Source organism: Stenotrophomonas lacuserhaii (genome assembly GCF_039674585.1).
Lineage (GTDB): Bacteria > Pseudomonadota > Gammaproteobacteria > Xanthomonadales > Xanthomonadaceae > Stenotrophomonas > Stenotrophomonas pennii_A.
This window is the reverse complement of sequence record NZ_JBDJNU010000064.1, coordinates 1-11,829: the sequence shown is the minus strand read 5'-3', so window position 1 is coordinate 11,829 and position 11,829 is coordinate 1. Positions and strand designations below refer to the sequence as shown.

The 11,829-nt window shown below is 68.7% G+C and carries 11 protein-coding genes; 7 read left to right on the top strand and 4 right to left on the bottom strand.

What is annotated here, in order from left to right:
• Positions 1–142: 142 nt before the first annotated feature.
• The 4 genes from ABE522_RS16765 to ABE522_RS16750 all read right to left on the bottom strand — a co-directional run bounded on the left by ABE522_RS16765 (position 143) and on the right by ABE522_RS16750 (position 4,335).
• The gene (locus ABE522_RS16765) at positions 143–2,299 is read right to left on the bottom strand and encodes a RelA/SpoT family protein (RefSeq protein WP_346592673.1); all 2,157 of its coding nucleotides are present in this window, start codon (positions 2,297–2,299) and stop codon (positions 143–145) included.
• A 103-nt stretch (positions 2,300–2,402) separates the two neighbouring features.
• Positions 2,403–2,702, bottom strand: a complete 300-nt coding sequence (rpoZ, locus tag ABE522_RS16760) for a DNA-directed RNA polymerase subunit omega (RefSeq protein ID WP_042614409.1) — start codon at positions 2,700–2,702, stop codon at positions 2,403–2,405.
• Positions 2,703–2,812: 110 nt separating this feature from the next.
• Entirely contained in the window at positions 2,813–3,478 is a 666-nt protein-coding gene (gene gmk, locus ABE522_RS16755; protein ID WP_346592672.1) for a guanylate kinase, read from the bottom strand.
• Complete coding sequence (locus ABE522_RS16750) at positions 3,475–4,335, bottom strand: YicC/YloC family endoribonuclease (protein ID WP_346592671.1); 861 nt, start codon at positions 4,333–4,335, stop codon at positions 3,475–3,477. Before ABE522_RS16750 ends, gmk begins: the two co-directional genes overlap by 4 nt.
• A 120-nt stretch (positions 4,336–4,455) precedes the next feature.
• Between ABE522_RS16750 and rph the strand changes: the two genes are divergently transcribed.
• The 7 genes from rph (at position 4,456) to pepQ (ending at position 11,688) form a co-directional block, all read left to right on the top strand.
• Positions 4,456–5,181: a ribonuclease PH gene (rph, locus tag ABE522_RS16745; protein WP_346592670.1), complete on the top strand. Its 726-nt coding sequence runs from the start codon at positions 4,456–4,458 to the stop codon at positions 5,179–5,181.
• Positions 5,178–5,567 carry a VOC family protein gene (locus ABE522_RS16740; RefSeq protein WP_346592669.1) on the top strand — a complete coding sequence of 130 codons (390 nt, stop codon included), beginning with the start codon at positions 5,178–5,180 and terminating at the stop codon, positions 5,565–5,567. Before rph ends, ABE522_RS16740 begins: the two co-directional genes overlap by 4 nt.
• Positions 5,567–6,181, top strand: coding sequence for an RdgB/HAM1 family non-canonical purine NTP pyrophosphatase (gene rdgB, locus ABE522_RS16735; protein ID WP_346592668.1), 615 nt, complete (start codon positions 5,567–5,569; stop codon positions 6,179–6,181). Before ABE522_RS16740 ends, rdgB begins: the two co-directional genes overlap by 1 nt.
• Before the next feature lie 9 nt (positions 6,182–6,190).
• Positions 6,191–7,420, top strand: a complete 1,230-nt coding sequence (gene hemW, locus ABE522_RS16730) for a radical SAM family heme chaperone HemW (protein WP_346592667.1) — start codon at positions 6,191–6,193, stop codon at positions 7,418–7,420.
• Between the two features lie 62 nt (positions 7,421–7,482).
• On the top strand, positions 7,483–9,924 hold the full coding sequence (locus ABE522_RS16725) for a DUF1631 domain-containing protein (RefSeq protein ID WP_346592666.1): 2,442 nt from the start codon (positions 7,483–7,485) through the stop codon (positions 9,922–9,924).
• Positions 9,921–10,283, top strand: coding sequence for a PilZ domain-containing protein (locus tag ABE522_RS16720; RefSeq protein WP_346592665.1), 363 nt, complete (start codon positions 9,921–9,923; stop codon positions 10,281–10,283). Before ABE522_RS16725 ends, ABE522_RS16720 begins: the two co-directional genes overlap by 4 nt.
• Positions 10,284–10,356: 73 nt before the next feature.
• Positions 10,357–11,688 carry a Xaa-Pro dipeptidase gene (pepQ, locus tag ABE522_RS16715; protein ID WP_346592664.1) on the top strand — a complete coding sequence of 444 codons (1,332 nt, stop codon included), beginning with the start codon at positions 10,357–10,359 and terminating at the stop codon, positions 11,686–11,688.
• Positions 11,689–11,829: the final 141 nt, after the last annotated feature.

Here is an 11,829-nt window from a genome sequence, read left to right as displayed (position 1 = left end):
GCGGGGGGGGTACGCCGGTGGGTGGGTGACGACCGTGGGTGGGTGACGCCCTTTGGTCGTCCCGCTCTTGTTCCCGCAAGATGGGTCACGACCAACGGTCGTCACCCACCATTAGGTCATCCCATCAGGTCATCACCCGCTACTACTGGCGGCGCACCGACTGCACCACCGACAGGCGACGCAGCCGGCGCATGACTTCGGCAAGGTGGTTGCGGTCGCGCACCTGCACGTTGAAGGCCAGCACGGCGGCGTTGAAGTCGCGGTCCAGGTAATCCACGCGTTCGATGTTGGACTGGCTCTGCGCGATCGCCGCGGCCAGCTGCGCCAGCACGCCGGTGCCGTTCTCCACTTCGACCACCAGCGAGGTGTCGTAGTCGCCGGATACCGACGAATCCCAGCCGATCGGCACCCAGCGTTCCGGTGACTTGCGCAGTTCGGCCAGGTTCGGGCAGTCCATCCGGTGCACCACGATGCCCTTGCCGGCGGTGTGGTAGCCCATGATCTCGTCGCCCGGAATCGGCTGGCAACAATTGGCGAAGGTGACCACCCCGCGCTCACTGCCGTTGATCAGGATCTTTTCCTGCGAATGGTGGCGCGCACCGCCACGCAGCTCGGCGTAGGCCATCAGCGCCTGCGCGGCCTGGGTCGGCATCCAGTTGCCCAGCGCCACTTCGGCCAGCAGGGCCTCCAGGCGCGGGAACCGATGTTCGGCCAGGAACGCATCCAGGCGGCCCTTGGGCAGGCGCTCCAGCGAGGAATCCATCGCTTCCAGCGCGCGGTCGAGCATGCGGTGGCCGAGCTGCACCGCGTCTTCGTGTTCCAGCTGCTTGAGCTGGTGGCGGATGGCGGTACGTGCCTTGCTGGTGACTACGAATTCCAGCCACTGCGGCTTGGGCGTGGCCGAACGCGCGGTGATGATTTCGATGGTCTGGCCGCTGACCAGCTTGGTGCGCAACGGCACCAGTTTCTTGTCCACGCGCGATGCCACGGCGGTGTTTCCGACGTCGGTATGCACCGCGTAGGCGAAGTCCAGCGCGGTCGCATTGCGCGGCAGGGCCATGATCTTGCCCTTTGGCGTGAACAGGTAGACCTCGTCCGGGAACAGGTCGACCTTGACGTTGTCCAGGAACTCCAGCGAGGAACCGGCTGCGCGCTGGGAGTCGATCAGTTCGACGATCCACGCGTGGGCACGGCTCTGCGCGCTGTTGGGTGCATCGCCGCCGAACTTGTAGGTCCAGTGCGCGGCCACGCCCCGTTCGGCGATCAGGTCCATTTCCTCGGTGCGGATCTGCACCTCGATCGGCGAGCCGTACGGGCCGAACAGCACCGTGTGCAGCGACTGGTAACCGTTGGCCTTGGGAATGGCGATGAAGTCGCGGAAGCGCCCATCCAGCGGCTTGAACGCGGCATGTACCGCGCCCAGTGCGTGGTAGGCGCTGGGCACGCTGCGCACCACCAGCCGGAAACCGAACACATCCATGACCTGGTCGAAGGATTTGTTCTCGTCGTGCATCTTGTTGTAGATGCTCCACGGGGTCTTGATCCGGCTGACCAGCCGATGCTCCAGCCCTTCCTTGGCCAGGCGCTGGCTGAGCTGCACTTCCACCTGCGCCATCGCTTCGCGGCGTACCACCGGCTGGCTGCGGATGTGCTTTTCCAAGATCGCATGGCGCCACGGATACAGCGCCTTGAAGCCGAGGTTCTGCAGTTCGCTCTTGACCAGGCTCATGCCCAGCCGCTGCGCGATGGGGGCATAGATCTCCAGCGTTTCGCGCGCGATGCGACCGCGTGCCTCGCTGCTCTGCGCGCCCAGCGTGCGCATGTTGTGCAGCCGGTCGGCCAGCTTGATCATGATCACGCGCAGGTCGCGCGACATCGCCAGCAGCATCTTGCGGAAGCTCTCGGCGGCCGCTTCCTGGCGGTCGCGGAACTTCAGCTTGTCCAGCTTGGTAACCCCGTCCACCAGCTCGGCCACCGGCTCGCCGAACTCGGCGGCCAGCTCTTCACGGGTCAGCGGGGTGTCTTCGATGGTGTCGTGCAGGATCGCGGCGATCAGCGCCTCCACGTCCAGGCCGAGCTCGGCCAGTACCTGCGCCACGGCGACCGGGTGGGTGATGTAGGGCTCGCCGGACTTGCGGGTCTGGCCGGCGTGGGCGGCCGCCCCCACCTCCCATGCACGGCGCAGCAATGGCAGCTGCTCCGGCGGCAGGTAGTGCGCTGCGCGCTCGAGTTGGAGGACGTAGTCGGGTACGTCCGCGCGTGGCGGCGCGGCTACCTTGGCGATGGGGCCTGGGTTCATGGCCGAAGCCTATGCCAGCGTCACAATTTCAGCAAATCCTGAATGCGAAACAGCCCGCTTGCGGCGGGCTGTTTCGTATCCGGCCAAAGACGGTCGACTGGGCTCAGTCGTCGTTCTTGGACATGTCTTCGTCGGCGACCACTTCCGCGGCGGCCCATTCCAGCGCTTCACGCTCGGCGCGCTCACGCTCGGCCTTCTCGACTTCGTCGATCAGCGCATTGTCGATGCGACGGGCGGCGATTTCGCGCAGCGCCAGCACGGTCGGCTTGTCTTCGGTTTCGCTGTTGTCCAGCGTGGCCTGCACGCCGTTGGCAAGCTGACGGGCGCGCTTGGACGCCATCATGACCAGCTCGAAACGGTTGTTAACGACTTCCAGGCAATCTTCTACGGTGATGCGGGCCATACGGGCTCCCGGCGACCGGTCGGCCGCTCAGTCGAATGAGGGAAAGGGGACGGAGTGTAAGGGCAAGGGCTGGACAAAATCAAGCCAACCCCGCCCTGTTCCTTTTGCAATCAGTCAGTTGCAGGCGAATCAGCGGTCAGCAGGGCCTGGATCAACCCGGCATGGCGGACCTTCTGCGCTTCGCGCCGCAGCCGGCTGGCGGTGAAGATGGCGCACAGCTCATCGACGGCCGTGTCGAAGATCTCGTTGACGATGACGTAATCGAAGTCGTTGAAGTGCAGCATTTCCTCGCGTGCGGCCGACAGCCGCTGGCTGATCACCGCCTCGCTGTCCTGGCCGCGCTTGCGCATGCGGTCCTGCAGCGCCTGCTTCGATGGCGGCAGGATGAACACCGTCACCGTGCCGGGCACCAGCTGGCGTACCTGCTGCGCGCCCTGCCAGTCGATTTCCAGCAGCACGTCCTGGCCGGCGGCCAGCTGCGGCTCCACCGACTGCCGGGCGGTGCCCTTCCAGTCGCCGTGCACCCAGGCATGTTCGAAGAAATCGCCCGCGGCGATCATTGCCTCGAACTCGGTCGCGGTGACGAAATGGTAGTGCTCGCCGTTGACCTCGCCCGGCCGCGTGGCCCGCGAGGTGAACGAGATCGACAGCGCGATCTGCGGGTCGCGCGCCAGGGTGGCGTTGACGATGCTGCTCTTGCCGGCACCGGAAGGCGCGGCAACGATGTACAGGGTGCCGCGCGCGGGCGTGCCGACCGGGGAAGGTTGGATGCTCATTCGATGTTCTGCACCTGTTCGCGGATCTGGTCGATCAGCACCTTCAGCTCCACTGCGGCGTTGGAGGTGCGGCTGTCCACCGATTTGGAGCCCAGCGTATTGGCTTCGCGGTTGAACTCCTGCAGCAGGAAGTCCAGCCGGCGGCCGACCGGATCGCGCTGCTTGAGCACGCGGCGGATTTCCACGATGTGGCTGTTGAGGCGGTCCAGCTCTTCGTCCACGTCCAGCTTCTGCAGCCACATCACCAGTTCCTGCTCGGCGCGGCCCGGATCCACCGGGTGCGGCAGGTCGGCCAGGCGCGCGGCCAGCTTGGCCCGCTGGCCTTCGCGGATGGCCGGGATCAGGGTGCGCACTTCAGCGGCGATCCGCTCGATGCCATCGACCCGCTCGCTGATCGCGGTGGCCAGCTTGTCGCCCTCGCGTTCGCGGCCGGCGATGAAGCCGTCCAGGGTCTGGTCCAGCAGGGCCAGCGCCTCGGCCTGCAGCGCGGTGGCATCGGTGGCTTCGCCCTGCATCACCCCGGGCAGCTGCAGCAGGTCGGTGAAGCTGACCTGCAGGTTCGGGAAGTCCGAGGTCAGCCGATGCGCCAGCTGCCCCAGCTGGCCCAGCAGCACGTCGTTGACCTGCAGGCTGGCCGACGTTTCCGGCGTGCGCAGGCGCATCACCAGGTCCAGCTTGCCGCGGCTCAGGCGTGCGGAGATGCGTTCGCGCAGCTGCGGTTCCAGCGCGCGCAGTTCCTCCGGCAGGCGGGTACCGACTTCGAGGAACCGGTGGTTCACCGAGCGCAGCTCGCAGCCCAGCGTGCCCCAGGCGGTGGCGCGCTCGCCACCGGCGTAAGCGGTCATGCTTCGGATCATGGGGTTTTCCAGATGCTCCCAAAGAGGGAATGGTACCCTAGCGGCTTCATTCGAGCCTCCTGCCTGCCCCCTCCCCGGCGCGGGCATGGACCCGTTCCCTCGCTCCAACGGTACCCCGCCATGTCCGATACCCGCCCCAGTGGCCGCCAGCCCGACCAGATGCGCCAGGTCACCCTCCAACGCGGTTTCACCCGCCACGCCGAGGGCTCGGTGCTGGTGTGCTTCGGCGAAACCCGCGTGCTGTGCACCGCCACCGTGGAAAACCGCGTGCCGGGCTTCCTGCGTGGCAAGGGCGAAGGCTGGGTCACCGCCGAGTACGGCATGCTGCCGCGCGCCACCCACACCCGCAGCGACCGCGAAGCAGCGCGTGGCAAGCAGGGCGGCCGCACGCTGGAAATCCAGCGCCTGATCGGCCGCAGCCTGCGCGCCTGCGTGGACCGCAATGCGCTGGGCGAGCGCACCATCACCCTGGACTGCGACGTGCTGCAGGCCGACGGCGGCACCCGCACCGCGGCCATCACCGGCGCCTACGTCGCCCTGGCCGATGCGGTGAACCTGCTGCTCAAGCGCGGTGACATCAAGCGCAACCCGATCATCGGCGCGGTGGCGGCGGTATCGGTGGGCGTCTACCGCGGCACCCCGCTGCTGGACCTGGACTATGCCGAAGACAGCGACTGCGACACCGACATGAACGTCGTCATGAACGATGGTGGCGGCTTCATCGAACTGCAGGGCACCGCCGAAGGCCATGCGTTCCGTCGCGACGAACTGGACGCGCTGCTGGCGCTGGCCGACAAGGGCGTGGGCGAACTGCTGGCCGCGCAGCAGGCGGCACTGGCCGCATGAATCGCCGGCTTGCCCTGACCACCTTCCTGGTGGACGACTACGACCGTGCCATCGGCTGGTTCACCGGTGCACTGGGCTTCCACCTGCAGCAGGACATCGACCAGGGCGGCGGCAAGCGCTGGGTGGTCGTGTCCCCGGCCACCGACGGCGCTGCCGGGCTGCTGCTGGCACGCGCCAGTTCGGACGTGCAGGCGGCGCGGATTGGCGACCAGACCGGTGGACGGGTCGGCTTCTTCCTGGAGACCGACGACTTCGCGCGGGACCACGCCGCGATGCTGGCCGCCGGCGTTGAGTTCCTCGAAGCACCGCGCAGGGAACCCTATGCCACCGTGGCGGTGTTCCGCGACCTGTACGGCAACACCTGGGACCTGCTGGAGCTGGCCTGATGCGTCTTCCCACTACTGCCAAGCTGGTGCTTGCCAGCCACAACGCCGGCAAGCTGAAGGAGATGCGCGCGATGCTGGCCGATCTGCCGCTGCAGGTCCTGTCGGCCGCCGAGGCCGGCGTGGGCGATGTACCGGAAACCGGGCTGACCTTCGTGGAGAACGCGCTGATCAAGGCGCGCGCGGCCTGCCAGGCCAGCGGCCTGCCGGCACTGGCCGATGACTCCGGCCTGATCGTGGACGCCCTCGGTGGCGCACCGGGCCTGTACAGCGCGCGCTACGCCGGCAGCCCGACCGACGATGCCGCCAACAACGCCAAGCTGCTGGCCGACTTGCGCGATGTACCGGCCGGGCAGCGCACCGCACGCTTTTTCGCGGTGATCGTGCTGTTGCGCCATGCCGCCGATCCGCAGCCGCTGGTCTGCGAAGGCAGCTGGGAAGGCGTGATCCTGGAAGCACCGCGCGGCCACAACGGATTCGGCTACAACCCGGTGTTCCTGGATCCGCGCCATGGCCTGACCGCCGCGGAGATGGAGCCGGCGCTGAAGAACACCCTCAGCCACCGTGCGCTGGCCCTGCAGCAGCTGAAGCAGCGGCTGTCCTCGATCGCCCTGTAACCGACGCCGATGCCCGCCCTCATTCCACCGCCGCTGTCGCTCTACGTGCACCTGCCCTGGTGCGTGCGCAAATGCCCGTACTGCGATTTCAACTCGCACCAGGCCAAGGGCGAACTGCCCTTCGATGCCTACATCGATGCGCTGGTGCGCGACCTGGACCAGGACCTGCCGCTGGTATGGGGCCGCGTGGTGCACAGCGTGTTCTTCGGCGGCGGCACCCCCAGCCTGTTCCCGGCCGAGGCGATCGACCGGTTCCTGCAGCAGGCCTCGGCACGCCTGCGCTTCGCCCCGAATGCCGAAGTCACCCTGGAAACCAATCCGGGCACGGCCGAGCATGGACGCTTCGATGGTTACCGCGCGGCCGGCGTCAACCGGCTCAGCTTCGGCATCCAGACCTTCAATGACGACGCGCTCAAGCGACTCGGCCGCATCCATGACAGCGCCGAAGCAGAGCGCGCGGTGAAGATGGCGCAGGACGCCGGCTTCGACAACTTCAACATCGACCTGATGTACGCCCTGCCCGGGCAGACCCTGGCCGCCGCCGAGCACGACCTGGAGCGCGCCTTCGCGCTGCAGCCGGCGCATCTTTCGCATTACCAGCTCACCCTGGAGCCGAACACGGTGTTCTTCGCCCGCCCGCCACAAGGCATTCCGGACGAAGACAGCGCCTGGGACATGCAGGAACACTGCCAGGCACTGCTGGCGCAGGCCGGCTTCGACCAGTACGAGGTCAGTGCCTACGCGCGGCCCGGCCGGCAGAGCGCGCACAACCTGAATTACTGGCGCTTCGGCGATTACCTGGGCATCGGTGCCGGTGCGCACGGCAAGATCAGCTCCGGGGCCGAGCAGAACGTACGCCGGCGCTGGAAGCTGAAGCATCCGCAGGCCTACATGGACGCCGCCGGCAGCCCTGCCAGCTTCGGCGGCGATGACATCATCGCCGCGGACCGGCTGCCGTTCGAGTACATGCTCAACCTGCTGCGCCTGCACGAAGGCTTCAGCCTGCGCGATTTCCAGTCGCGCACCGGGCTTCCCGCAGCGGCCATCGACGCGCCCCTGCAACAGGCGCTGCAGCGCGGCTGGCTGGAGCGCGTGGGCGGCGGCCACGATCACGGACATGGCTGCGACGACCATGGCTGTGCGGGCGCGGACGGCCACGACCACGGCGAGCTGCTGCGGCCGACGGAGCTGGGACGCCGCTTCACCAACGATGTGGTGGAGCTGTTCCTGGGCGAGTAGCGCCGCCCCGCCCGACACGGTAGATTCCGAGCCCGACCCCCGGGAAAACGGACGCCCCCCTCATGCCTTCCTCGCCTCCGCCGATGCCCGGGGACGCCACACGCTTCGCCGCGGTCGATGCGCCACCGCGGGTGCGCCGACTGCTGGGCGCGCTGCTGGCGCTGTCGCGGCAGTCACTGACCGCGCCGTTGACGCTGACCGTGGTGGAACTGGAGCGCGAACTGCTGCGCGAGGCCGAGCACGCGCGCAACAGCCAGCTGCAGGCCGACCTGTTCGCGCAGGCCCGGCAGATCCATCCGTTCGCCGACGGCTTCAGCCACCGCTTCCTGGAGCACCTCGCCCAGGCACTGGCCGCGCTGTTCGCCCCGCCCGGCGAAGCGCCGCCGGCGGTCGAACCCCAGCGTCCGTCGATGTCCGCGCTGACCCTGGTCAACGACACCGACATCGATCGCGACATCGTGCTCAGCGAAATCATGCGCCGCGAGATGCTGCGCTCGGCCAACGCCCTGCAGCTGCTCGGACAGCGGCTGGCGGTGCTGGCCGCCACGCCGGCGCTGGATGCCGAGCAGGTACCGTTCGGCCCGGTCATCCTGTGCGGCATCGTGCGCCGGATCGGCGACGAAGGCGGGCTCGAACTGGAAGCCCAACTGGCGCTGTATCGCAGCTTCGAGCGCCAGGTGCTGGAGCGGCTGGGCGAACTGTTGGAACGCGCCAACGTGTTGCTCGGGCACGAAGGCGTGCTGCCCGGACTGGTCTACACCCCTTACCTGGCGCGCTCGGCGGCGACCCGCCGGATCGTCACCCCGCCAGGACGCGGTGCGTTCGGCGATGCCGCGCGCGCCCGCACCACCCCGGTCACCAGCTGGAACGGCGCCAGCAGCACCGCCGCCAGTTCCTGGTCGGCGATGATGCAGGCCGAACTGGGCGGGCATCCCGTGCCGGTCGGTGCAGCGCCACCCGGCGCGACCCAGCCGCCGCCGCTACCCACCGGTGCGCCGGATCAACCGGCGACAGCGCCCGCGGTGGTGGACCTCGCAGCGCCGGCCATGAGCGCGCTGCACGAACTGCTCGCCGGTGCGCGGCATGCGCTGGCCGCCGATGTGGCTCTGCCGCCCACCCCGGACGCACCGCTGCCGGGCGCTGCCATGGCAGACGGACGCGCCGTGGCGGGTGCTGCGTCCGATGCCGACGCGGTGCCCAGCGCGATGGTCGACGCGATCCTCGGACAGCTGCAGGCGCGCATCGCCGGCGGCGCCACGTCACGCAGCATGTCCGACCTGCAGACCGCCCTGCTGACCCAGCTGCGCGCCGAACACGGCGAGCAGGCGGCGCTGACGGTGAAGGATGGCGACACGCTGGACCTGCTCGTCCTGCTGTTCCAGCAGATCCGCCAGGAACAGCGTCCGCAGACCGCAGGCGACGACCTGGTCGGCAGGCTGCAGGTGCCGCTGGCACGCGCCGCGCTGGCCGATCCGGGCTTCTTCGTGCGCGACGAACACCCGGCCCGCGAGCTGCTCAACACCATCGCCGAACTGGGGGCCAGCGGCCTGCAGGACGATGACCTGGACCCGCAGCTGGTGCAGAAGCTGGAGCGCACGGTGGGCACGGTGGTGGCGCAGTACCACGACGATCCGGCCGTGTTCGCCGCCGCCAACGAAGAGGTGCAGCAACATTTCCGCGCCGCCGCGCACAAGGCCGAACTGGCCGAGCGCCGCCACGTGGAAGCCGCGCGCGGCAAGGAGCGGCTGGAGGTCGCGCGCCAGCAGGCTGCCGCGCTGATTGAACAGTCCTGCGCGCAGGACCAGCCGCCGCGTTTCGTGCAGACGCTGCTGCGCCAGGCCTGGGCCGACGTGCTGACCCTGACCCAGCTGCGCCACGGCGAAGACTCCGCCCTGTGGCAGCAGCGCTTGCAGCAGACCGCGCGCATCACCGCGGTCACCGCGCAGCCGCCCGGCAGCGGGCACCCCGCCGACGAAGCCCTGTTCGACGAGGTCGAGGCAGCCGTCGTGCAGATCGGCTGCCACCACGACGAAGCGCGCGCCATCGCGCGCCGCCTGTCCAGCCCCGGCGGCGAGGACGACAGCACCTCGCGGACCGAGCTGACAGCGCGCCTGAAGGCGCGCACCCGGCTGGGCGAACATGCCGAAGCCCATGACACCCGCCGGCTCGCACCGCTGGCGCGCAGCCCCGTCGAAGAGGACTGCTACCGCCAGCTGCGCACGCTGCCGTTCGGTACCTGGTTCGAGTTCATCAGCAACCAGCAGGGCGACCTGCACCGCCAGCGCCTGTCCTGGTACAGCCTGGTCACCGAACACGCCCTGTTCGTCAATCCGCGCGGGCAGAAAGTGGCCGAGTACACACTGGACACACTGGCCCGCCTGATGGCACTGGAACAGGCCCGGATCGTCACCGAAGACAAGGGACGGCTGATCGATCGCGCCTGGCAGGCCACCCTGCGCACGCTGCGCTCGCTGGCCGGCACTGAACAAGGGGAAGCCGCATGAGCGCCGACGACGACAGCCCCGACACCCGCCGCGCGCCACGCCGCACCGTGGCCGACCTGGTGCCGGTGACCGACCAGATCGCCGAACGCGTGGTCGGCCGCCTTGGCAACCTTTCCGAGACCGGCATGCTGATGCTGGCCTCCGTCCCCCTGCGCGAAGACGCGCTGTACCAGTTGCAGTTCAGCCTGCCACTGGCCGATGGCCGCGCCGCACCGATCGACGTCGGCGTGCACCTGCTGTGGGCCGATCCGGCGCATGTAGCGGGGCAAGCCTGGGCCGGTTTCCGCTTCATCACCCTCTCGCGCGAACACCGCGAACTGCTGCGCGGCTGGATCGGACAGGAAACTCCGGCGCCCTGAGCGCCGGTTCCGGCACAGCAGCCGCGCGGCGCTTGCGGCACAATCAGGGGCTGTTTTCCAGCGAGTCACCGCGATGATCCAGCACGACCCCGGCGCCCTTTATCCCGACCACCTGGCCGTGCTTTGCCGGCGGGCCGAAACAGCGCTGGCGCGCGGCGGCTTCGACCATCTGGTGGTTCCCAGCGGCACCCTGCACTACCACCTGTTCGACGACCGCGATTATCCGTATGCGGTGAACCCGCAGTTCAAGGCGTGGCTGCCGCTGACCCGCGTACCGCACAGCTGGCTGGTGTTCACCCCGGGCAAGCGGCACACGGTGATCTTCCACCAACCCTTCGACTACTGGCACGTAGTGCCCGACGCACCGAGTGGCTGGTGGGTGGAGCACTTCGACATCCAGGTCATCCGCACGCCGGAAGAAGCGCTGGCGCTGCTGCCGCGCGACCGTTGGCGCTGCGCCGTGCTGGGCGAGCCGCAGAGCACGTTGGGCGAGTGGGCGCCCAACAACCCGGCACCGGTGCTGGATTACCTGGAATACCACCGGGCTTGCAAGACGCCTTATGAAATCGCGCTGATGCGCCAGGCGCAGGTGCTGGGCGTGCGCGGCCATCGCGCCGCCGAAGCGGCGTTCCGCAACGGCGCCGATGAGTTTTCCATCCACATGGCGTACTGCGCGGCAGTCGGCCAGGATGCCAACGAACTGCCGTACGGCAACATCGTGGCACTCAACGAACATGCCGCCGTGCTGCATTACACCGAACTGGGCCGCACCGCACCGCAGCCGCTGCGCAGCTTCCTGATCGACGCCGGCGCCAGCGCGCTCGGCTATGCCAGCGACATCACCCGGACCCATGCGGCGCATGGCCACGACGAGTTCGCCGCGATGATCGGCGCGGTCGACGTCGCCCAGCAGGCGATGTGCGCGGCCGTGCGGGCGGGCGTGGATTACAAGCAGCTGCACGTCGACGCACACCTGTCGTTGATGGGCGTGCTGAAGGACTTCGGCGTGCTCAAGGTATCGCCGCAGACGGCGGTGGAAACCGGCGTGAGCGCCGCGTTCTTCCCGCATGGGCTCGGTCATCTGATCGGCCTGCAGGTGCACGACGTGGCGGGCTTCGCGGCGGGCGAGGCCGGCGGCCGGATCGAACGTCCGGCAGGCCACCCCTACCTGCGCCTGACCCGCGTGCTGGAGCCGGGCATGGTGGTGACCATCGAACCGGGCCTGTACTTCATCGACATGCTGCTGGACGAGGTGAAGCAGGCCGGCCATGGCGCCAGCATCGACTGGGATCGCGTGGATTTCTTCCGCCCTTACGGCGGGATCCGGATCGAGGACGAAGTGCTGTGCACTGATGGCGAGGCGGACAACCTGACCCGGCCGGAGTTTGCTCTCGCGAACGGGTGAGACCCCCTCGCGGGTGGCTTCAAAGCAGCAGCCTTGGTCTGGGCCGGGCGGTGGGGCTGTGCGGGGGACGGCAAGAGCCGCTCCTGCGGGCCTCGTTTCGCGCCATCCATGGCGCTCAACGCCCCCGCCCCCCCCCACCGC